The organism is Streptomyces djakartensis (assembly GCF_014651075.1).
GTDB classification, from domain to species: Bacteria; Actinomycetota; Actinomycetes; order Streptomycetales; family Streptomycetaceae; genus Streptomyces; species Streptomyces djakartensis.
The window spans coordinates 196542-219683 of the sequence record NZ_BMWE01000012.1; the positions used below are offsets into that span (position 1 = coordinate 196542).

At 73.0% G+C, this 23142-nt stretch carries 11 protein-coding genes; 9 read left to right on the forward strand and 2 right to left on the reverse strand.

Annotated features, from left to right (window positions below; genetic code table 11):
• Positions 1-215: 215 nt before the first annotated feature.
• The gene (locus IE212_RS22075) at positions 216-3032 is read left to right on the forward strand and encodes a SpoIIE family protein phosphatase (protein ID WP_190199626.1); all 2817 of its coding nucleotides are present in this window, start codon (positions 216-218) and stop codon (positions 3030-3032) included.
• A 96-nt stretch (positions 3033-3128) separates the two neighbouring features.
• Here the strand turns inward: IE212_RS22075 and IE212_RS22080 are convergent, their stop codons facing one another.
• Positions 3129-5702 (reverse strand): SpoIIE family protein phosphatase, encoded by a 2574-nt coding sequence (locus tag IE212_RS22080; protein ID WP_190199627.1) that lies wholly within the window; start codon positions 5700-5702, stop codon positions 3129-3131.
• Between the two features lie 359 nt (positions 5703-6061).
• On the opposite strand from IE212_RS22080, the gene IE212_RS22085 reads away from it, so the two are divergent.
• The 8 genes from IE212_RS22085 (at position 6062) to IE212_RS22120 (ending at position 20153) form a co-directional block, all read left to right on the forward strand.
• The gene (locus IE212_RS22085; protein ID WP_190199628.1) at positions 6062-8953 is read left to right on the forward strand and encodes a SpoIIE family protein phosphatase; all 2892 of its coding nucleotides are present in this window, start codon (positions 6062-6064) and stop codon (positions 8951-8953) included.
• A gap of 104 nt (positions 8954-9057) precedes the next feature.
• The gene (locus tag IE212_RS22090; protein ID WP_190199629.1) at positions 9058-10590 is read left to right on the forward strand and encodes a sugar ABC transporter ATP-binding protein; all 1533 of its coding nucleotides are present in this window, start codon (positions 9058-9060) and stop codon (positions 10588-10590) included.
• Positions 10587-11669, forward strand: coding sequence for an ABC transporter permease (locus tag IE212_RS22095; protein ID WP_190199630.1), 1083 nt, complete (start codon positions 10587-10589; stop codon positions 11667-11669). Before IE212_RS22090 ends, IE212_RS22095 begins: the two co-directional genes overlap by 4 nt.
• Before the next feature lie 94 nt (positions 11670-11763).
• Positions 11764-12927 (forward strand): substrate-binding domain-containing protein, encoded by a 1164-nt coding sequence (locus tag IE212_RS22100; protein ID WP_190199631.1) that lies wholly within the window; start codon positions 11764-11766, stop codon positions 12925-12927.
• A gap of 166 nt (positions 12928-13093) precedes the next feature.
• Positions 13094-14197 (forward strand): NAD(P)/FAD-dependent oxidoreductase, encoded by a 1104-nt coding sequence (locus IE212_RS22105; RefSeq protein ID WP_190199632.1) that lies wholly within the window; start codon positions 13094-13096, stop codon positions 14195-14197.
• A 142-nt stretch (positions 14198-14339) separates the two neighbouring features.
• Entirely contained in the window at positions 14340-15740 is a 1401-nt protein-coding gene (locus IE212_RS22110; RefSeq protein ID WP_190199633.1) for a cytochrome P450, read from the forward strand.
• Between the two features lie 117 nt (positions 15741-15857).
• Entirely contained in the window at positions 15858-18542 is a 2685-nt protein-coding gene (locus IE212_RS22115; RefSeq protein ID WP_190199634.1) for a family 78 glycoside hydrolase catalytic domain, read from the forward strand.
• Between the two features lie 129 nt (positions 18543-18671).
• Positions 18672-20153: an MFS transporter gene (locus tag IE212_RS22120; protein ID WP_190199684.1), complete on the forward strand. Its 1482-nt coding sequence runs from the start codon at positions 18672-18674 to the stop codon at positions 20151-20153.
• Between the two features lie 13 nt (positions 20154-20166).
• Here IE212_RS22120 and IE212_RS22125 read toward each other — a convergent pair whose 3' ends face one another.
• Positions 20167-23076, reverse strand: coding sequence for an ATP-binding protein (locus tag IE212_RS22125; protein WP_190199635.1), 2910 nt, complete (start codon positions 23074-23076; stop codon positions 20167-20169).
• Between the last annotated feature and the right edge of the window lie 66 nt (positions 23077-23142).

Genomic DNA, 23142 nt, shown 5'->3' on the forward strand with positions numbered 1-23142 from the left:
GTACCCGACGTCGCGCCAGTGGCCGTGGTGGCGGCCGATGCGCTCGCGGGTGCCGACGACGCGGAAACGGCGCGCTTGTGCAGGGCGAGGCCGGCGGTGTTCCCGGGGAAGATCCCGGAGCACGGCAGTGGCGGCGACCCATTCCAGCACCGTAGCGACGGGCGTGCCAACGCGCGCATACGCTGGTGATGTCTCGCCGAACCGGAGCGGACGCCATGAATGCAATCGCGAAGGGACCTTCCTGGCTACATCGGAAGCTGTCGAGCCATCCGTTTGCCGGGCAGCCACGTGATCGTCGCGAGTCCCTGCTGAACCCGCGCAGCATCGCCGGGCGGGTGTTCCTCGTCGAGATCCTGATCGTCGTGCTGCTGGTCGCGGCCGCGGTGACCTCTGTTGTGCTTCAGGCGGCCCGAGACGCGCTGCAGCAGGGGCGGCGGGAATCGGTCGTCGCGGCCCAGGCGTTTGCGCAGGCCCCAGGCGTGGCCGAGGCGCTGAGCAGCCCTGACCCGACGATGGTGCTGCAGCCGCGTGCGGAAGCGGCTCGTAAGAGGGCGGGTGTGGACTTCATCGTCGTCATGGATACCGACGGGATTCGCTATACGTACCCGTACCCGGAGGAGATCGGGAAGAAGTTCGTCGGCACCATTCAACCGTCGCTGGAAGGCCGCACCACCATCGAGGAGGCGGGCGGGCCGCCCCTGCCGGCGGGTCGGGGAACGGCCGTCCAGGCAGTGGTCCCCGTGACCGATGCCGGCGGCGAGGTCGTCGGTCTGGTGTCCGCCGGGATCACGGTCAGGAACGTGGCGAGACTGTGGATGCCGCAGCTGCCGATCACCCTGGGTGCCGGTGGGGCCGCGCTGGCTCTGGCTGCCGGCGGGACAGTTCTGACAACCCGGCGGCTGCAGCGGGAAACCCATGGCCTGGGCCCGGCCGAGATCACGCGCATGTACGAGCACCACGACGCGGTCCTGCACGCGGTGCGGGAAGGCGTGCTGATCACCGACGCCGACGGACGGTTGCTGCTGGCCAACGATGAGGGGAAGCGGCTGCTGAGTCTGTCGGTGGGCGCGGAGGGACGGCATGTGCGGGAGCTGGGTCTTCCGGTGGAGATCACGCGCATGCTGGCGTCGGGGGAGGCGGTCACGGACGAGGTGCACGTGGTGGAGGGTCGGTTGCTGGCGGTGAACAAGCGGCCCACGTTCCCGCACCAGGCCGGAGGGGGCAGCGTGGTGACATTGCGGGACACCACGGAACTGACGGTGGTGTCGGGGCGGGCAAAGGCGGCCCGGTGGCGGCTGGACCTGCTCTATGAGTCGGGACTGCGGATCGGGACGAAGCTGGATGTGGTGAGTACGGCTCAGGACCTGGCTCAGGTGGCGGTACCGCGGTTTGCCGACGTCGTCACGGTCGATCTGCTGGATGCGGTGCTGGAAGGCCGTGAGCCAACGGCGGAGAAATGGCGACAGCTGCGGCGTGCGGCAATCAGCGGCGAGCAGCAGGCTTTGCCGCTGTACCCCGTGGACGAAAAGATCCCGCTTTCCCCGGCGACGCCGCAGATGCGGGCGCTGGAGCGGGGCCTGGCGGTGCTGGAGGCGGACCTGCAACAGGCGCGGGGGTGGCAGGAGCAGAACCCGGATCGCGCGCGGGGGGCGCTGGAGCTGGGGGTGCATTCGCTGGTGACCGTGCCCTTGCAGGCGCGAGGTGTTCCGCTGGGCGTGGCGAACTTCTACCGGATGGGGGATTCGCCGGCGTTCGAGCAGGAGGACCTGTCCTTCTCGGAGGAATTGGCCGCGCGGGCGGCGGTGGCTATCGACAACGCGCGACGGTTCACCCGCGAGCACACGATGGCGGTGACGTTGCAGCGGAGTCTGCTGCCGCGGGGGCAGCCGGAGCAGGACGCACTGGCGGTGGCCTGGCGGTATCTGCCGGCGGAGGCAGGGGTGGGCGGGGACTGGTTCGATCTCATCGCGCTGCCGGGCGGGCGAGTGGCGCTGGTGATGGGTGACGTCGTCGGTCACGGATTGCACGCCGCGGCGACGATGGGGCGGCTGCGCACCGCCGTACAGAACCTCTCCGCGCTGGACCTCCCCGTGGACGAGGCGCTCGGGTACTTGGACGACCTGGTCGTGCGTATGGACAACGAGGAGAGCACCGGCGAGGCCACGGAAGCGCACGAGGGACAGGGGGTTGCGGGAGCGACGTGTCTGTACGCGATCTACGACCCGATAGCAGGAGCGTGCACGGCGGCCCGTGCCGGACACCCCGACCTGGTGGTGGTGCACCCCGACGGGACAGTCACCTGTGCCGACGTGCCGGCATCTCCTCCACTCGGACTGGGCGGCCACCCCTTCGAAACCCGTGAACTGCACCTGCCCGAGGACTCACGACTGGTGCTGTACACCGACGGGCTGGTGCAGGACCGCACCCGCGACATCGACGTCGGGCTGACCGGGCTGCGTCGGACGCTGGAACGAGCCGGGGCGCGATGCACGCCCGAGGAGACCTGTCAGGCGGTGGTCGACGCGATGGTGCCGAGACACCCCTCCGATGACATCGCACTGCTGATCGCGCGTACCCGGTTGTTCCCGCCGCCGGGCGTGGCGGAGTGGGACGTGCAGCCGGACCCCGCGGCGGTCGCCTCGGTTCGGGCGCACTGCAGGGAGAAGTTGCGTGAGTGGAGGGAGGAGGAGATCGGGTTCGACACGGAACTGATCATCAGCGAGTTGGTCACGAACGCCATCCGGTACGGATCACCACCGATCAGGGTACGACTCCTGCACGGGCGCTCTCTGACCTGCGAGGTGTCGGACGGCAGCAGTGTCTCGCCGCGTCTTCGCCGGGCGGCCACCACGGACGAGGGTGGGCGGGGGCTGTTCCTTGTGGCCCAGCACGCTCAGCGATGGGGAACGCGGTACACATCCGGTGGCAAGGTCATCTGGGCCGAACAACCTCTTGGCAGCGGCACCTCCATCGCCCAGGTCAGCACACCGGCCGAGGTTCTCCTTGAGCAGTTCGATGATCCCACCCTCTGAGTTCAGACGGTGCTGCACGCCCGTTCCGCGCTGGAGGCGCGCTCGCCCGTACCACATCCCGGGCAACCGGACGGCGGTGCCGGAGAGCCTGCTGCCTCACGGCGACCGGCCGGAGCCGGCGTGTGCGGAAGCCGGCTTTTCCGCCGTCTGCGGTGGCGGGGCGTACCCGGTGAGCAGGAGGGCGATGTCGTCCGCCCTGTCGGCGGACCGGCGGGCGTCCCGCAGCAGCGCGTCGGCCAGATCCTCCAGGCGGTCCCCGCCCATGCGAGCCAGTGACGCCCGGAGCCGGTCGACGTCGGAATCGATGTCCGAGTCACGCCTCTCGATCAGTCCGTCCGTGTACAGGGCCAGGATCGACCCGGGTGCGAGGCGCAGCTCCGACTCCGGAAAGTGTGCCGCTGTGTCGATGCCGAGCAGCGGGCCGCCGGACACATCCAGGACTTCGGCCCGCCCGTCGGGCAGGCGCAGCAAGGGTGGGGGGTGGCCGGCACGGACGATGCGCACGACCCCCGAGCGAGGATGGAGGCGGGCGTAGCAGCAGCTTGCGAGGAGCGCCGGGTCGAGGTCCATGTGGAGCCGGTTGGTGTTGGCGACGACAGCGCCCGGCGGGTGGCCGGCGGTGGCGAAGGCCCGCACCGCGCTGCGCAGCTGGCCCATGGCGGCCGCGGCGGCGACGTTGTGCCCCTCGACGTCCCCGACGATCAGCGCGACCTCGTCGCCGGTGGGGATGACGTCGTACCAGTCGCCGCCGATGTCCATCCCCCTGGTGCCCGGAAGATAGCGCCCGGTGACATCAAGGCCCGGCAGTGCGGGCAGCCGGTGCGGCAGCAGCGCGTCCTGCAGGCCGCGGGCGAGGGCGAATTCGGCGTCGTAGAGCCTGGCGCGTTCCAGGGCCTGGGCGATCAGGCCGCCCAGCGCGGTGAGGACTCCGCGCTCCTCGTCGGGAAATCGGTGGACGTCGTCGAAGCCGAGCAGGCACACGCCGACCGGGCGGTTCGAGGCGATCAAGGGCAGGAACGCCCAGGAGTTGGTCTGACTGACCATGATCCCGGGGTAGGTCTCGACAAGCTCCTCACGGGACTCGACGAACAGCGGGGTCCCGGAGGTCAGCGCGTCCGTCACGGGCAGCCGGGCATGCAGCGGTGTGCCCTCGAACCGCGCGAGAAAGCGCTTCGAGTAGCCGCGCTGATCCAGCAGGCGCAGGCGCCGCTCCTCCACCACGGTGATCGCCAGCTTCTGACCGCCGAAAGCGGGCAGCAGCTGCTCGGCGACGGCCTCGAACACCTCGCGCGCGGTGACCGCCTCGGTGAGCGCGCTGCCGAGCGTGAGCACCCGGTAGAGGGAACCCACGCGCGGGGCCGCGGGCGGAGGCGACCAGGAGACGGGCGGCCCCCCTTCCGCGAGGGCTGCCCTGGGTCCGGTGTCGGCCGGTACGGGCTGTCGCACGGGTGCCGCCCACCCCGTCATGCCCTGGGCGCCCGGGTGGAGGGAGAAGACCAGCCATGTGGCCGGTGGGCGGCGGACCAGGAAGGAGACCGGTTGCTGGGAGACCAGGGCGGCCCGGTAGCGGTCCTCGTACACGGGATCGGCCAGCCAGGGCAGGACGTCCCAGGGGCGTCGTCCGAGCAGCTCGTCCTGGCGGACGCCCAGCAGATTCTCCAGGCTGTGGTTGGCGTAGGCGAGACGTCCGTCGGGCGAGAGCGCGAAGAAGCCGTCCGCGAGCCGCTCGATCGCCGCCACGGCGGCCATGCGGCTCCCGGAGTCGAGTACGGCGCCGACCAGATGGGCCGATGCCGCCAGGTCGTCAGGGCTCTCGGGCACCCGGCCCCACAGCTCGACGGTGTGGTGGCCTCCGCGGCGGTCCCGGATGCGCAGGCAGTGTGCCAGTACGTGGTGTTCCCGGACCGCGGCACGGGCGGAGGACCGGAAACCGGGCAGATCCGCGGGCTCGATCATGGCCGCCAGGGTGGCCGCCCGTCCGTCGAACTCGCGGGGCGGCATTCCGAAGATCGCGCACAGCTCGTCGTCGGCCGTGAGGGCTCCGGTGTCGAGATCCCAGTCGAACAGACCCACCCGGATCACCGGAGCGGATGGCAGCGGGACCACTACCGGAGCCGTCCGCTCGTCGTACTCACCGAGCGCGCCGCGGGCCCGCAGTCCGGCTAGGGTGGCGCCCAGCCGGTCGGCGGCGGAGCGCAGCTTCCGGCGCTGCGCCCTCGACAACCCCGTCCCGTCCGGCCTGGCCGTCCACACCACGGCCATGGTGCCGAAGGTCCGCTCGCCCGCCCGTACGGGGACCGATGCGGAGCCGAACGGGTAGGGCAGCGCGACCGAGAGCTGCGGGAAGCGCCGCATCGTCTCCTCCGCGCCGGCCAGATGGACCATGCTCCCGGAGCGGTACGCCTCCGCCACTGGCAGACGGCTGTTCACCGGGATCCGTCGCCACCCGCTGAGCAGGGAGGGCGGTGACCCGCACGACGCGGCCACTATGAGCGAGCGGTGGTCGCCGGAGAGCAGAAACACGCTTCCGGTGTGCGCTCCGGTCAGCTCCACGGCACCGACCACGGCGCTGACCAGCGCGTCGTCGCGCTCGGGCGCTTCGCCGACACTTGCGGCGCCCAACGGGAAGTCCGATGCCACACCGTCGGCCGACACGTTGCCCTCGATCATCCCTGGATGATTTGTTCCATTTTAAGACCGAGCGGCAGGTGCCTGCGTTTCCGCTTGGCCGACCGCTCCTGTGCCATGCGGCGTGATGCCGATGGCGTATCCGGTGGAGACTCCGCGCTCGGGTACCTGGCGGTTGTCCTGACGGAGTTTGGCGGACACGAACAGGGGCAAACCAGAGCAAAAGGTGCCGAGTTTCCTGGGGTGAACGCGGTCGCCCGGGAGCCGGGTGGTGCGACCTCGCCCCGGGCCCCTCCCGAACGGGCCGGGCGGGCCGTGACGCGTGCCCGTAATGCCCGTATCCTCAACAATGCCAGACTCTTACGAGCGGCGGTTGATCCCGGGCGCAAGCGAGGCGAAGCGTGGTTCGGTCCGGCGAGGAACCCAAGCCGACGGGGCGTGCGACGGACGGCACGGGGCCCGCGAGTCTGCGCGAGCGCTTCCTGCAGGGCGAGCCGGTCGACCGGGGCGTGCGGGCGTCCATCCTGAACTCCTGGCAGCGCTGCCGTTCCCTGGGTCTGTCACCGGACCGGTCCGACCTTCCCCACACCGACGACTTCGATCCGGCCGGCCGTATCGTCCGCGCGGCCGTGCCGGTGCTCGACCGGCTGCAGGCCACGTTCTCCGGCAGTCAGGTCAACATCTCGCTGGCCGACGCGAACGGCACGGTCCTGGCGCGCCGTTTCGGGGACGCGTCGATGACCGGCAGTCTCCCGGCGATCCAGGTGGTCCCGGGCTTCGTGTTCGCCGAACGGGTCGCCGGCACGAACGGCATCGGACTGGCCCTGGCGGAGCGGCAGCTCATCCGTGTGCACGGCGCCGAGCACTTCGCGGAACGCGCCCAGGGCAACGCCTGTGTCGCGCTGCCCGTCCGTGATCCGCTCAGCGGGCGCATCGAGGGCGTCCTCTGCTTCGGCTATCCGCGCGCCTTCGAGCGCCCGGGCCTGAGCGTGGCGATCCGCCGGGCCGCCGAGAGCATCGAGCGGCGGCTGCTGGGGCAGAGTTCGGCGCACGAGCGTGCCCTGCTGCGGGCGTACCTGACCTCCGGGGCCGGATCGGGCGCCGGTGTCCCCCTGGACGCGCTGGTCGACGCGTTCCACCCCCGTGACCGGGCGACTCTGATGGAGAAGGCCGCCGAGCTGATCTCTCGCGCGCAGCGTGCCGCCGTCGACGTGGCCCTGTCCGGCGGCCGGTGCGTGACCCTGGTGAGCCGCCCCATGGCGAGCGCCTCGGGGGTGCGGGGCTTCGTCGTCGAGGCCGTGCTGCCCGGCTTCCGGGCGGGGGGCCACCTCGTCCTCCCGCGCGGGGCGGACGAGGTGCCGGACCTCGCCGCGCCGGCGGCGGTCACACGCCCCGCACGGCCGTGGCCCACCGGGCCGTCCGGCCGGTTCGCCGCCGTCCCGGGCGGGGCGGTCCGGTCCGCCGGTAACGGCGTCGCGGCGGCGCCCGGCGACACGGCCCCGGCCGACGGCGGCCACGCCGCCACGGTGCCCGCCGGCATGGCCGACGGCGGCGCGGACGCCCCGGGCGGCCGCCCCGAATCACCGTTCCCGGCCCGGGGGCTCGTGATGGTGGGCGAGCCACACGTCGGGGCCTACGCCCTGGCCGCCCGCCGGCGCCTGGAACTGCTGTCCGAGGCCAGCGCCCGGATCGGCACCACGCTGGACGTGCACCGCACCGCCGAGGAGCTGGCCGAGACGGCGGTCCCGCGCCTGGCCGACCACGTCACCATCGACCTGCCCGACGCCGTCCTGCGCGGCGACGAGTCCGCCGACCCCGTCGCCGACCTGCGCCGCGCGGTGGTCCACGGCATCCAGGAGGGTCTGCCCTTCACCCCGCCCGGCAAGCGCGTCGACTTCGGCCCGACCACGCCCCAGCTGCGCAGCCTGACCAGCGGCGAGGCGGTGCTGGAACCGGACCTGGGGGCGGCCGCGGGCTGGCTCGCCCAGGACCCCGAGTACACCGGGCGCCTGCTGGCCCACGTCCACTCCCTCATCGCGGTGCCGCTGGTCGCCCGCGGCGTCGTCCTGGGCATCGCCAGCTTCTACCGCACCGGGAGCCCCTTCGGGGACGACGACCGCTCACTGGCCCAGGAACTCGCCACCCGTGCCGCCCTGTCCATCGACAACGCCCGGCGCTACACGCACGAGCGCAGTATGGTCCTGGCCCTCCAGCGCAGACTCCTCCCGCACGGACTGCCCGACCAGGACGCCGTCGAGGTGGCCCATCGCTACCTCCCCGCCGAGTCCGACGTGGGCGGCGACTGGTACGACGTCATCCCGCTCTCCGGTGCCCGTGTCGGGCTGCTGGTCGGCGACGTCGTCGGACACGGCATGCTCTCCGCCGCCACCATGGGCCGGCTGCGCACCGCCTCACGCAGCTTCGCCGAGCTCGATTTCCCGCCGGACGAGGTCCTCACCCACCTGGACAATCTGGTGGGCCGTCTGGACCGGGAGGACCCCGACGGCCAGGGCGCCGGCGTCATCGGCGCGACCTGCCTGTACGCCATCTACGACCCGGCCGCGCAGCGATGCCTCTTGGCCCGCGCCGGGCACCCGCCGCCCGCGCTCGTCCACCCCGACGGCACCGTGTCCTATCCCGACCTGCCGGCCGGGCCTCCGCTGGGCCTCGGGGGGCTGCCCTTCGACGCGGCCGAGATCGACCTCCCCGAGGGAAGTCAGCTGGTCCTCTACACCGACGGGCTCATCGAGGACCGGCAGCGCGACGTCGACGTGGTGCTGGAGCAGTTGCGCGTGGCCCTGGCACATCCGGAGCGCGCGCCCGAGGAGACCTGCCAGGCGGTGCTGGAGACCGTGGCGCCCGCGCACCCGAACGACGACATCGCCCTGCTCGTCGCCCGCGTCCACGCCCTGGATCCCGGCCGGATCGCCTCCTGGGAGCTGCCCGCCGACCCGGCGCTCGTCGCCGAGGTCCGGGCGTCCGCCATGCGGCGGCTGGCCGACTGGGGGCTCGACGAGACGGCCTTCGCCGCCGAACTCATCCTCAGCGAGCTCATCACCAACGCCATCCGGCACGGTTCCGGCCCGGTCCGGGTGCGGCTGCTGTACGGGCGCACCCTGATATGCGAAGTCTCCGACGCCAGCAACACCGCCCCCCACCTGCGCCGGGCGGCCGGCACCGACGAGGGCGGGCGCGGGCTGTTCCTGGTCGCGCAGCTCTCGCAGAGCTGGGGCACGCGCTACCTCCCGGAAGGCAAGGTCATCTGGGCGGAGTGCGGGCTCGACGCGGCGTGAGCGTCTCCCGGCCCCGGAGGGCGCGTCCGGGGTCGCATTGGCGTCACGGCGACCGAAGGATGCCCGAAATGCTGTAATTTGATCGGGTGTGCGATGCTCCCGACATGCCGGCGAAGGCGCCTTCGCCATCCGGGCCCGAACCCCTGGTCCGCATCCGCGGGCTCGGCAAGCGGTTCGGCGGGACCGTCGCGCTGGCCGGGGTCGACCTCGATGTCCCCGCCGGCAGCGTGCTCGCCCTCCTCGGACCCAACGGTGCCGGGAAGTCCACGCTCATCAAGGTGCTCGCCGGCGTCCACCAGGCCGACGCGGGACAGGTCACCGTGGACGGGCAGCCCCTCGGCAGCCCCGGCGCGTCCCGGAGCATGTCGTTCATCCACCAGGACCTCGGCCTTGTGGAGTGGATGACGGTCGCCGAGAACATCGCCCTGACCACCGGGTACGCACGCCGCGCCGGGCTGATCTCCTGGCGGCGCACCCGTGAGGCCTGCGTCGAGGCGCTGCGGGTCGTCGCCGCGCACCTCGACCCCGACGCGCCGGTCTCCGGGCTCGCACCGGCCGACCGCTCGCTGGTCGCCATCGCCAGGGCGCTCGCGGCCCGGGCCAGGATCGTCGTCCTCGACGAGCCGACCGCCCGCCTCCCCGCCGCGGACAGCGCCCGGCTCTTCCACGTCCTGCACGAGCTGCGCCGGCGCGGGCACGCCGTCCTCTACGTCAGTCACCGTCTGGACGAGGTGTACCAGGTCGCCGACACCTTCGCCGTCCTGCGCGACGGCCGGCTCGTCAGCCACGGCCGGCTCGCCGGCCGCAGCCCCGCCCGCCTGGTCCACGACATCGTCGGCGAGGAGGAGGAACCGGCCGCCCACCGCCCCGGCGGGAGACCGGCGGGCACACCGGCCGTCCTCACCCTCGACGGCGTACGGACCGCGCAGGCCGGACCGATCAGCCTGGAACTCGCCGGGGGAGAGGTCCTCGGGCTGGTCGGCCTCTCCGACGCCGGCCACACCGACCTGGGCCGCGCCCTCGCCGGAGCCCGGCCCCTGCGCGGCGGGCGCGTTCTGCTCGACGGGCGGCCCTACCACCCCCGCACGGTCGCCGAAGCCGTCCGCCTCGGCGTCGGCTTCGTCCCGGGTGACCGGCTGCGGGAGGGCTGCCTCGCCGAGCTGACCGTACGGGAGAACCTCCTGGCCAACCCCCGGGCGGGGGAGCGGCGGGCACCGCGCTGGATCGGCCCCCGCCGGGAACGCGTCCGGGCCGTCGCCCTGCTCGACCGGTTCTCGGTGCGTCCCCGCGACAGCGAGGTCCCCATCACCACGCTCTCCGGCGGCAACCAGCAGAAAGTCATGATCGGCCGCTGGCTGCGGACGCGGCTGCGGCTGCTGATCCTCGAGGAGCCGACCGCGAGCGTGGACGTCGGCGCCAAGGCCGCCATCCACCGCCTCCTCGACGAAGCGCTGGCCGCCGGCCTCGCGGTCCTGCTGCTGTCCACCGACTTCGAGGAGGTCGCGGGCGTATGCCGGCGCACCCTGGTCTTCGTGCGCGGGTCCGTCGTGACCGAGCTGAGCGGCACCGCCCTCACCGTCGCAGGGCTCACCCGGGCGGCCTCGGCCATGCCCCCGTCCGCCGCCGTGAACCCATGACGGCGCGGCCCTCACCCCCCTCGACCCGGCCCCGGCGCCTGCCCCGCCCCGGGCACCACATCGGCGCCTACGGGCTGCTGGCCCTCACCGCCCTGCTCTACCTGACCTTCTCCCTCGCCCTGCCGAGCACCTTCCCCACGCTGAACACCCTCGACTCGATCCTCTCCAACCAGTCGATCCCGGCCGTCCTCGCGCTGGCCGCCACGGTGCCCATCGTGACCGGCGCGTTCGACCTCTCCATCGGCTACGCCCTGGGCCTGGCGCACGTGATGGTGCTGCAACTCATCGTCCACGAGGACTGGCCCTGGCCGCTGGCCTGCCTCACCGTGATCGCGGGCGGGCTGGTCGTGGGCGTCCTCAACGGCGTCATCGTGGAGTTCGGCCGGATCGACTCCTTCATCGCCACCCTCGGCACCGGCAGCATGATGTACGCCGTGACCGGCTGGGTCACCGACGGCAGCCGGATCGTCCCCGGCCCGCAGGGCCTGCCGCCCGGCTTCACCGACCTCTACGACTCGACGTTCCTCGGCCTGCCGGTCCCCGCCTTCTACGTGCTCGCCCTCGCGGGCCTGCTCTGGGTGGTGCTGGAGCGGCTGCCGCTCGGCCGGTACCTGTACGTCGTCGGCTCGAACCCACGCGCCGCGGACCTCGTCGGCGTCCCGACCCGCACCTACACCGTCTGCGCCTTCGCCGCCTCGGGTCTGATCGTCGGCTTCGCCGGTGTGCTGCTCGCGGCCCAGCAGCAGATCGGCAACCCGAGCGTCGGCCTCGACTACCTGCTCCCCGCCTTCGTCGGCGCCCTGCTCGGCTCCACGGCGATCAAGCCCGGCCGGCCCAACGCCCTCGGCACGGTCGTCGCCGTCGCCGTCCTCGCGGTGGGCCTCACCGGCATCGCGCAGCTGGGTGCCGAATTCTGGACGGTCCCGCTGTTCCACGGCGCCACCCTGCTCATCGCCGTCGGCCTGGCCGGATACGCCGCCCGCCGCCGGCTGCGCGGCGGTGCCGCCCGGGACTCGCCCGCCGCCCCGCCCCCCTCCTCCCCGGCGCCGGAGGGCGGCACACCGGACACGCCCCCCTGAGGGGTCCTTGCGCCAGGCCCGCCCCTGGGGGCGCGGACCAGTGTCAGGTCCTGACCCCTCCGGCCCCACCGCGTCACCCCTCACAGGAGATCTCGTGCACCGCACCCGCAACGCCGTCCCCAGGACTCACACCGTACGGCTCGCCGCCTGCGCCCTGCTGGCCACGGCGACCGCCCTCCTCGGCTGCGAACGCGGCTCGTCGGGCGGCCCGGACGAGACCGAGACGGGTTCGGGCGGATGCCCCGCCGTACAGAACAGGGCCCTGGAGACCGTCGCCGTGGCGGAGCGCCGCGACATCCCTTGGGGCGGCCCCACCCGCGGCCCGGAGGCGGTCTCCGGCAAGACCATCGTCTACGTCGCCCAGACCATGACCAATCCCGGCGTCGCGGGTGCCGCTGAGGGGGTGCGGGAAGCCGCGCGCGCCATCGGATGGGACGTCCGGGTGATCGACGGCGGTGGCACCCCGGCCGGTATCCAGGCGGCCATGAGCGAGGCCGTGTCCCTGAAACCCTCGGGCATCGTCATCGGAGGGTTCGATCCCGACTCGACGGCGCAGCAGGCCGCCCGGGCCAACGCCCAGCGCATCCCGCTCATCGGCTGGCACGCCGTCCCCGACCCGGGCCCCAGCCGCCGGCCCGACCTGTTCACCAACGTCACCACCCGGGTCCAGGACGTGGCCCGCATCAGCGCGCAGTGGATCATCTCCCACTCGGACGGCCGCGCGGGGGTCGTGGTCATCACCGACGCCTCGATCCCCTTCGCCAAGTACAAGTCCGACCTCATCAGGGAGGAACTGGCGCGTTGCGAGGGCGTGCGGCTGCTCTCGGTGGAGAACATCCCGATCCCGGACGCCAGCAGCCGCACCCCGCGGGCCATCTCCTCGCTCCTCTCCCGGTTCCAGGACCGGTGGACGCACTCCGTCGCCATCAACGACCTGTACTTCGCCGACGCCGCCCCGGCCTTCCGCGCAGCCGGTGAGAAGGGGTCCGGCCCGCCCTTCAACATCGGCGCCGGGGACGGCGACCCGTCCGCCTTCCAGCGCATCAACAGCAGGCAGTACCAGGCCGCCACCGTGCCCGAGCCGCTGACCCTGCAGGGCTGGCAGATCGTCGACGAGTTCAACCGCGCCTTCTCCGGCCGGCCGGCCAGCGGGTACACGGCCCCCGTCCACATCGCCACGGCCGGCAACAGCGAGGGCACCGAGTCCTGGGACCCTACGGGCTACCGGGAGGCCTACCGCCGGATCTGGGGGAGGTGACGGACCGTCAGTGCCGATCTCTTCACGGAACACCCACGGAACCTCGAAATCCCTTTAGGTTTCAAGCGCTAGTGTCGCCGTCAGTCGAGTGGCCGCCGGGGGTCGATCCGAGCGGGGCCCGTCCACGGCGGCACTCGCACCCCCCACCAGGCACAGGAGATTCGGTGTGTACGGCGACGTAGTGGTGATCGGCGGCGGCTACGCCGGCGTCCGGCTGGCGAAGCGGCTGGACGGGACGGCCAGGGTCACGCTGGTGGACCGCAAAGAGGTCTTCTTCCACCGCGTCGCCTCCCTGCGCGCCGGGGTCCGCCCCGAGTGGACCCACACCCCCTTCATCCCGTACGACCGGCTGCTGCGCCACGGCCGGGTGATCGCGGGCAAGGTCCTGCGGATCGACACCGCCGAGCGGCAGGTCGTCCTCGCCACGGGCGAGCGGCTCCCGTACGACGTCGCCGTGATCGCCACCGGCGCCGACTACCCCGAACCGGCCCGCTTCTCCGGCACCACCGCCGAGGAGGCGGCCAAGACCTTCGCCGCACACCAGCGCAACGTCGCCACCGCCGAGCACATCCTCGTGGTCGGCGGCGGCCCCTCCGGCGTCGAACTCAGCGCCGAGCTCCGCCTCGCCCGGCCCGACGCCCGCGTCACGCTCGCCCACTCCGGGTCCGCGCTGCTCGACCTCACGGGCAGCGAGCGGCCGGGACGCAAGGCCCTCGCCTGGCTCGAGTCCCACGACGTCGAGGTGCGGCTCGGCTCGTTCATGGCCCCCGGCACCGACTTCGGCACCTACCGCGACGCCCGCGGCGCCGTCGTCGAGGCCGACCTGTCCTTCTGGGCGACCGGCACCACGCCCAACACGCTCTGGCTCCGTCTGTCCGGACACGGCGACTGGCTCAACGGGTCCGGGCACGTGAAGGTCGACCGGGCCCTGCGGGTCGAAGGCAAGCCGGACGTGTTCGCCGTCGGCGACGTGAACGACGTGGCCGAACTCAAGGTCACCCCCGCAGCCCTCGCCCAGGCGGACATCGCCGCCCACAACATCCGTTCCTACCTCCAGAGTTCGGGCAGGCACCGGAAGGAGCCGCGCTTCTACCGGCCCGTCCAGCGCAACCCGCTCATCGTGCCGTTCGGCCCCGCCGACGGAGTGACCGTGCTGCCGGTGCCGGGCGGTGAGTCCGCGGTCCTCGGCAGCCGCACCACCACCATGGCCAAGGCGAAGACCCTCCTGACGCCCTACATGCGGCGCCAGCTCGGCTATACCGCGGCCTGACCGGCATCGCACCAGCCCCGGGTCACTTCAGCCACCCCACCCCCTCGTTACCCATGAGTCGCCTCTGGGGTAGGGTCCCCACCGTTTCCGGCTACCGGCTGAGGGTGTGCCGGTACGGTGCGTGTCGGAGGGCGGCAAGACGATGGAGACCCAGCAGGGTGACGGCGGATCCGTGGACCTGGACGGCGCACGGCTCGAGGCGCTGGATCCCCAGCCGCTGCTGACCCGGGACTACGAGACGCGTCCAGCGCTCGTGTACGAGCGGCTGCGGCAGCGGCACGGCCCGGTCGCGCCCGTCGATCTGCTCGGCGTACCCGCCTGGCTGGTCCTCGGCTACCGCGAGTCGCTCCAGGTGCTCCAGGACGACGACGCCTGGCCCAAGGGCCTGGAGAACTGGCGGGCCCGCTCCGAGGGCAGGGTCCCGGCCGACTGGCCGCTCGGACCGTCCCTGGAGGTCAACCACATCCTGATCCAGGGCGGCCCCGGGTACCGGCCGCTGCGGACGGCGTGGGACGCGGCGCTCAAGCCGTTCCAGGATCCGCGTCACCCCCAGGCCAAGCGTCTGAAGGCCGCCGTCACCGCCTACGCCGACGAGCTGATCACCCTGGTCGGGCAGGGCGGCCCGACGGGCCACGCAGACCTGTCCGCGCAGTTCTCCCGGCCGCTGCCGCTGATGGTGGCCAGCCATCTCCTCGGCTTCCCGGGATCGCAGGGCGACGACGCGCTGATGGACATGTGGCGCGTGCTGGACGCGGGCCCGGACGCCGAGGCCGCGCTGGAGCGCCTGCTCGCGACCCTGGCGGAACTGGCCGCGCTGAAGCTTCAGAAGCCGGGCGACGACTTCCCCTCGTACCTGCTCGCCGCGCACCCGGACCTCTCGCTCGACCACCTGGCCCGCGAGCTGTTCATGCTGCTGGGCATGACCTCCGACCACGTAGGCATCCTCATCTCCAACACCGTGGTGGAGGTCATCTCGGGCGAGGGCAGCGTGCGTGCCAGCCTCTCCGCGGGGATGGTCAGGGAGTCCATGAACCGGGTGGTCATGCGCAAGCCGCCGCTGGTGAACTTCGTGCCGCGCTTCGCCGCCCGGGACACCCCGCTCGGCGCCTACACGATCCGGGCGGGCGACCCGGTGTGGGTCTCCCCGGGCGCCGCGCACGCCGACCCGCTCTTCGCCGACCACGTCGCCGCCGGGACCACCATCAGCACCCGGGCACACCTGTCCTGGGGGGCCGGTCCGCGCCAGTGCCCGGCGCGGGAGCTCGCCTCCACGGTCGCCGCGGTCGGCGTGGGGCGCCTGTTCGAGCGGTTCGACCATCTCGATCTCGCCCTGCCCGCCGACCAACTGCCCTGGCGTTCCTCCCCGTTCATGCGCGGTCTGCGCTCGCTGCCCGTGCGGTACGAACTCGCCGCGGTGCCCGAGGGCCGGCCGGCGGACGGCCCCGCGCCCGAGGTGGCAGAGGAGGTCCTGCCGGACTCCTCCGCCCGCCAGCGGTCCTCGCTGTGGCGCTATCTGACGGGCCTGATCCGCGGCGGCCGCTGACGGGAAGGCGGACCGGGACCGGATTATCACCGCCCACACCGGGAATCCCGGTTCGGGCCGCACTCGCGCCCGGCCTGTCGATGCGTTTCACCGTGGCGCGTGGTGAGGAGCGTCTCCATGCTCATGCAGGCCAAGGTCACCGCCCCCGTCTTCGAACACCACCGTGAGCCCCTCGGGATCGGCGAGCCCCGGCCCCGGCTGAGCTGGCGCACCGAGACCGACACCCCCGGCTGGCGGCAGTCCGCGTACGAGATCGAGCTGGTCGACGCCGCCGGCGCGGTGGCCGGCGGCACGGCCGGCCGCGTCGTGTCGGACGCGTCGGTGCTCGTGCCGTGGCCCGGCCCGGACCTGCCGTCGCGGACCCGGGCCGGAGCGCGGGTACGGGTGTGGGACGCCGAGGGACGGGTCTCCGCCTGGTCACCGGTCGCGTACGCGGAGACCGGGCTGCTGGAGCGGGGGGACTGGACGGCCCGCCCGATCGCCCCGCACCCCGACCTGGGCATCGATCCGGGCCGGCCACAGCCGGTCGTCCTGCTGCGGCGCCCCTTCCGGCCGCGCGGCACCGTCGACGCGGCCCGCCTCTACGTCACCGCCCTCGGCGTCTGCCGGCCGGAGCTCAACGGGCGGCCGGTCGGCGCCGACGTCCTCACCCCGGGCTGGACCTCCTACCACCACCGCCTGCGCTACTTCACCTACGACGTGACCGAGCACCTGGTCGAGGGCGAGAACGTGCTCGGCGCGCAGCTCGGCGAGGGCTGGTACAGCGGCCGGCTCGGCTTCCACGGCGGCCGCCGGGGCGTCTACGGCGACCGGCCCGCCCTGCTGGCCCAGCTGGAGGTACGGTACGCCGACGGCAGCCGCGAGACCGTCCCCACCGACGGGCGGTGGCGGGCGGCGACCGGCCCGGCGCTCCGCTCCGAGCTGTACGACGGCGAGGAGTACGACGCCCGCCGGGAACGCCCGGGCTGGTGCGCGCCCGGCCCGGCCGGCGACGGCTGGGGAGCGGTCACCGAACTGGACATGCCCCGAGGGGAGCTGGTGGCACCCACCGGCCCGCCCGTGCGCCGCACCCAGACCCTGGAGCCGGTGCGGGTCCTCACCACCCCGTCCGGACGCACCGTGCTGGACTTCGGGCAGAACCTCGTCGGACGCCTGCGCATCACAGTCCGGGGCGAGTCGGGACGGACCGTCACACTGCGCCACGCCGAGGTGCTGGAACACGGCGAACTCGCCCTGCGCCCGCTGCGGCAGGCGGAGGCCACCGACCGCTACACCCTCAAGGGCGACCCGGCGGGTGAGACCTACGAGCCCCTCTTCACCTTCCACGGCTTCCGCTACGCCCAAGTCGACGGCTGGCCGGACCAGCTGAATCCCGACCACGTCGAAGCGGTCGTCCTGCACACCGACATGGAGCGCACCGGCTGGTTCGAGTGCTCCGACCCCCTGGTCGACCGGCTGCACGCGAACATCGTGTGGGGCATGCGCGGCAACTTCCTGGACCTGCCGACCGACTGCCCGCAGCGCGACGAACGCCTCGGCTGGACCGGCGACATCGCCGTCTTCGCCCCCACGGCCACCTTCCTCCACGACTGCTCCGGCCTGCTCGCCTCCTGGCTGCGCGACCTCGCCGCCGAGCAGCTCGCCCGCCCCGACGGGGCGATCCCGCCGCTGGTCGTGCCGGACGCCCTGCCCCACGGCTTCCCGGACGCGCCCCACGCGATCTGGGCCGACAGCGCGGTCCTCGTGCCGTGGGCGCTGTACCGGGCCTACGGCGACTTGGGACTGCTGCGCGCCCAGTGGGAGTCGATGTCCGGCTGGGCGGACCAGCTGGAGCGGTACGTGAGGGACGGCGGCGGCCTGTGGCGTGCCGGGTTCCAGCTGGGCGACTGGCTGGACCCGGCCGCCCCGCCGGACCGGCCCGGTGACGCCCGTACCGACGGCGACCTGGTCGCGGGCGCCTACGCGGCCCGGGTCGCCGACATCATGGCAGAAGCGGCCGCCCTCCTGGACGAGCCGGAGCACGCCGAGCGGTACGCGCGGCTCGCCGAACGGGTCCGTGCCGCCTTCGCCGACGAGTTCGTCACCCCTGGCGGACTGCTCGCCTCGGACGCGCAGACCGCGTACGCCCTGGCCCTGCGCTTCGGGCTGCTGCCCACCGGACGGCAACGCGAGCGGGCCGGCCGGCGCCTGGTCGAGATCGTCCGCCGGGCCGGTTTCCGGATCGCGACCGGGTTCGCCGGCACGCCACTGATCTGCGACGCGCTCACCGAGGCCGGCGCGCCCGAGATCGCGTACCGGATGCTGCTGGAGACCGGCTGCCCGTCCTGGCTGTACCCGGTGACCATGGGCGCCACCACCGTCTGGGAGCGCTGGGACTCGCTGCTGCCCGACGGCACCGTCAACCCGGGCGAGATGACCTCCTTCAACCACTACGCCCTCGGCGCGGTCGCCGACTGGCTGCACCGTACCGTCGCGGGGCTCGGGGAAGCCGCGCCCGGCTGGAAGCGGCTGCGGATCGCGCCGGTGCCCGGCGGCACCCTGAGCCGCGCGCACGCCGCACACCTCACTCCGTACGGGCGTGCCGAGGCGGGCTGGGAGCGGCACGGTGACACCCTCACCGTCACGGCGGTCGTTCCGCCCAACACCACCGCCGTGGTGGAACTCCCCGGCGGCAGGCCTTTGTTCGAGGTCGGCTCGGGCCGGCACACCTTCACCGTGGAGGCCTTCGCCACGCCCGCCTGGCCGCCGCGGCCGCTGCGTCACCCGTTCTCCTCGCCGCAGGAGGACCCGGTGACAGGGTGAGTCGGTGATCCAGTGGTGAGGCCCGGGGGGCGGGCGTACCGTCGAACGGTGGACACCGCAGGCAGCAGCCCGCAGCCGGCCTCACCACAGGGGACCACCACCAGGGAATCCGGTGGTGGTGGAAGTGCGATGGCGCTGCTGGTCATCGCCTCGTGCCAGCTGATGGTGGTCCTCGACATCACCATCGTGAACATCGCCCTGCCGCACATCCAGAGCGCCCTGGACTTCTCCACCACCAGCCTGTCCTGGGTGGTCAACGCCTACACCCTCACCTTCGGCGGCCTGCTGCTGCTCGGCGGCCGGACGGGCGACATCCTGGGCCGGCGGCGCGTGTTCATCTTCGGCGTCCTGCTCTTCGCGCTGGCCTCCCTGCTCGGCGGGCTCGCCCAGAACGCCGGCCAACTCCTCGGCGCACGCGCCCTCCAGGGCGTCGGCGGCGCCATCGCCTCCCCGACGGCCCTCGCCCTGATCAGCACGACCTTCCGCGAGGGCCCGGAACGCAACCGCGCCTTCGGCGTGTTCGCCGCGGTCTCGGCCGGCGGCGGCGCGATCGGCCTGCTCGCCGGCGGGATCCTGGTGGAGTGGCTGAACTGGCGGTGGGTGCTGTTCGTCAACGTGCCCATCGGCCTGCTCATCGCGCTCGCCACACCGCGCTTCATCAAGGAGTCCGAACGCCACCCCGGGCGCTTCGACATCGCCGGCGCGCTCACTTCCACCGCGGGCATGGTGCTGCTCGTCTACGGATTCATCAGGGCCGCGCAGGACGGCTGGCGGGACGCGCTCACCCTCGCCTCGTTCGCGGGGGCGGCCGTCGTCCTGGCGTGCTTCATCCTGATCGAACGGCGCTCCAGACAGCCCATCACACCGCTGCACATGTTCGCCGACCGCAACCGCGCGGGCACCTACGGCATCATGCTCTGCCTGGCCGCCGCGATCTTCGGCATGTTCTTCTTCCTCACGCTGTTCGTGCAGAACGTGCTCGACTTCAGCCCGCTCGAGGCCGGCCTCGCCTTCCTGCCGGTCAGCGCGGTGATCGCCATCGGCGCCGGACTCGCCTCGCGGTTCCTGCCCGTCCACGGACCCAAACCGTTCATGGTCGTGGGCGCGATCCTGGCGGCGGCCGGCCTCGCCTGGCTCACCCTGACCGACGTGCACTCCACCTACGCGGGCAGCGTCCTCGGCCCGATGCTCGTCTTCAGCCTCGGCATGGGCATGGAGTTCGTGTCGCTGACCCTCATGGCGCTGTCGGACGTGCCCACCCCGGAGACCGGCGCGGCCTCCGGACTGCTCAACGCCACCCAGCAGGTCGGCGGCTCCCTCGGCCTGTCCATCCTGGTCACCATGTACGGCACGGCCAGCACCAACGAGGCGGAGAAGCAGGTGCCGGACTTCCTCCGGCAGGCGACCCCGGCCGAGCGCCTGCGATTCCAGCAGACCGGCCAGCTGCCGAAACCATGGTCGGACGAGGTCCTCACCGCCGGCGTCTCGGCCGCCTTCGTCATGGCGGCGATCTTCACCGCCGTCGCCGCGCTGATCGCCCTGCTGGTCATCCAGGTCCGCCCCTCCGACCTGGAACGCCTCAAGGGAGGAACGGGCCCCGGCCCGATGTGAGCCCCGGCCACGGCTACGGCTCGTGCCGGGTGCCCTTCGACAGGGCGTCGGGGAGACCGGACGCGTCCGTGCCGAGCTTGCGGTACACGGAGGACAGCAGATGCCGCACGCCCTGCTCGGTGAGCCGCAGGTCCTCCACGACCACCGACGCCGGGTGCCCCAGGGCCGTCATCTCGGCGGCCCTGCGCTCCTGCTCGGTCAGCATGTCGGTCGGCGCGTAGCGAAGGGGCAGCGGGCGCAGCCCCGCGGCGGACAGCTCACGCCGGGCCCGGGCGGCCAGACCCTCGGCCCCGCAGTGCACCGCCCCCTCCAGCCCCTGGTAGAGACGGTCGGCGGCGTCGTGCAGACGGCCACCGCGCACCAGCGCGGCGCCATGGCCCACCAGGGCACGGGCCAGTTCGAACGCGGCGGGCGACCGCTCCAGATGGTCGACGGCCTGCGTGTGCAGATCGAGCGCCGCCTGCCCGCCCGTCACCTCCGCCTGGACCCGCAGCGCCTGACCGATCGCGGACGCCGCCCCGAAGTCCCGGGCCCGCTTGACGGCTTCCTGGGCGTGCCGGACCGCCTGGCCGGGATCGGAGCGGGCGAGTGCCGACGCCAGTCCCAGCTGCCAGGGGCACCAGGCCGGATTGTGCCAGTCCCGCCCCTCCAGCCAGTCGCCGACCTCGGACAGCAGACGCGCCGCCTGAGCGAGTCGCCCCTCGGCCAGGAGCAGTTCGGCGTACACGGTGCGCGGATCGGGGAAGATGACGGCGTTGGGGACCACGTCGCCGTAGTGGTGGGTGTCGGCGAGCCGGCGCGCCTCGGCGGTCTGTCCCCGGGCCAGCAGGATCTGGATGAGGATGCCGATGGCGAACCACTGGGCGGGCACCGCTCCTTCGACGCGCTCGGCGGTGGCCAGCCCCGCCCGGACGAGTTCCTCCGCCTCCGGGAGGCAGCCCCGGCGGTAGCGGATGTAGCCCAGGAGCGTCCGGCCCTGCGCCAGATGGGAACCGCGCCAACCCCTGTGCTCACACTCGGCCATCCCCTCGGCGAACAGTTCCTCGGCGCGCCGCGGCTGGTCGCAGTACATGAACAGCAGGGCGACGGCGACGGGCACCTCGAAGCCGCGGTTCTCGTCGGTCCAGCTCATCCCGCCGCGCAGGGCCTCCCCGGCGTACCCGAGCGCGGTCCGCCGTGGCTCGCCGCGCACGAGGGCGTCCCACGCCCGCAGACCGAGGATGTAGCGCTCCTCCAGGCCGCGCCCGGTCAGTCTCGCGGCCAGCCGCGCCAGCCGGCGCGAGCGGGCGGACGAGTCGGGTTCGTCGGCGCGGAACGCGCTCCACACGAAGTGATCCGCCTGCATGCGCAGTCTGACGCGCGGGTTGGTGGCGCGCCGCGCCTCGTCGGCGGCCACGGTCGCGGCCTCGGTCAGCCGGTCGGTGTGGGCCAGCGCCTGGGTCAGCCGGTAGACCATGGAGGCGCGCAGGTCGGGGTCGAGCCCGCGTTCCTTCAGCGCCTCCCGGAGATGGCTGACCGTCGCCGTGGGCTCGATCAGGAAGGTCGAGCAGGCCAGCTCGTGGAGCAGGGCGGCACGGTCCTCGGGGGGAGGCGGCTCCCGCAACGCGCGGGTCAGTACGCGGCGGGCGGCCTCCGGGGCCCCGGCGCGCAGATACTCACGGGCGGCGGAGCGCAGGCAGGCGACCGTCTCGGCCCGGCCGTCGCAGGGCACCTCCAGCAGGTGCCGGGCGGCCGCGGTGGGGTCGGAGCCGAGCTCCTGGACGGCATGGGCGGCGGCGTCGTGCATGCCGACGCGCAGACCCGAGGGGATGTCGTGGTAGATCGTCGTGGCGATCAGCGGATGGACGAACTCCAGGCCGTCCGCGGGCTCGCCGGCGCGCGCGAGGATGCGGCAGGCGCGCAGCTTCTCGGTCGCCTCGGCGGCCTCCGCGCTGCCGACCACCGCGAGATCGGCGGCCGCCTCCATGGAGAAGGGCTCGCCCAGGACCGCGCCGGCCCACGCGAAGCGGACCGTGCTCGGTCCGAGCCGTTTGAGACGCTCGATCAGGCCCGGGCCCTTCACCGCCGCGGCGAGGTCCCGCATCACCGGCAGCTCGTCCTGGGTGCCCCGCACCTGCTGCTCGCGGAGTCCGATGGCCAGTTCGACGGTCTCGAAGGGGCTCCCGCCGGTGACCGTCCAGCACTCGCCGCAGAACTCGTCCTCGGCTTCCTCACCCACCTCGTCCCTGATGATCCGCGCCACAGCGGCCTCTCCGAGCGGGGACAGCCTGTGGGGGCGCTGCTCATGGCGTTCGACGAGCGTGCGGAAGGAGGTCGCGGCGGGCGGGAGTTCGTCCGGCCGGTAGCCGACGACGGTCAGGAGCGGGAGGTCGGCGACCCGGGGCGCGAAGGAGGCGAGCCAGTCGAGGGACTCGGTATCGGCCCAGTGCAGGTCGTCCAGGAGCAGAACGACCGGCGCGTTCATCATCGTCAGGCGCGTCATGACCCAGTCGAGGCCGTCGCGCACTCCGGTCGGGTCCGGCATCCGGGCGGTGTCCGTCGCCTCGAGACCGAGCGCGGCACCGACGATGTCGTACCAGCTGCCCAGGAAGTCCCGGCGCTCCGTCTCGCCCATCGCGGCGAGGACGGGCTGCATGATCTGGCGGACGACGCGGAACGCCAGGCCCCGCTCGTTTTCACCTCCCCTGCCCGAGAACACCGTGAACCCCATCGCGGCGGCGCGGGCGCGCGCCGCCGCGATGAGTGTCGTCTTGCCCATCCCGGCCTCACCCGTGAAGGCGAGCAGCCCACCGCGCGGCGCCCGCCGCGCTCCGTCGGCGGCGTCACGCAGCCCCGCCATCGCGCGGTCGATGGCCCGCAGTTCCACGTCCCGTTCGAGCAGAGGCCGGTGCTCGGTGCTCGGTTGCCGCAGCCCATGGGTCATGTGGTCTACCGCTTCCTGTCGTTGCTCCCCGCCGGACGGGGCGAGCGTACGCCCTCGTGTGCGCCC

What these genes read in the sequence shown, in the direction of transcription:
- IE212_RS22075 (WP_190199626.1), top strand. Translation starts at nt 216, where the DNA reads ATGAATGCAATCGCGAAGGGACCTTCCTGGCTACATCGGAAGCTGTCG.
- IE212_RS22080 (WP_190199627.1), bottom strand. Translation starts at nt 5,702, where the DNA reads ATGATCGAGGGCAACGTGTCGGCCGACGGTGTGGCATCGGACTTCCCG.
- IE212_RS22090 (WP_190199629.1), top strand. Translation starts at nt 9,058, where the DNA reads ATGCCGGCGAAGGCGCCTTCGCCATCCGGGCCCGAACCCCTGGTCCGC.
- IE212_RS22095 (WP_190199630.1), top strand. Translation starts at nt 10,587, where the DNA reads ATGACGGCGCGGCCCTCACCCCCCTCGACCCGGCCCCGGCGCCTGCCC.
- IE212_RS22110 (WP_190199633.1), top strand. Translation starts at nt 14,340, where the DNA reads ATGGAGACCCAGCAGGGTGACGGCGGATCCGTGGACCTGGACGGCGCA.
- IE212_RS22115 (WP_190199634.1), top strand. Translation starts at nt 15,858, where the DNA reads ATGCTCATGCAGGCCAAGGTCACCGCCCCCGTCTTCGAACACCACCGT.
- IE212_RS22120 (WP_190199684.1), top strand. Translation starts at nt 18,672, where the DNA reads ATGGCGCTGCTGGTCATCGCCTCGTGCCAGCTGATGGTGGTCCTCGAC.
- IE212_RS22125 (WP_190199635.1), bottom strand. Translation starts at nt 23,076, where the DNA reads ATGACCCATGGGCTGCGGCAACCGAGCACCGAGCACCGGCCTCTGCTC.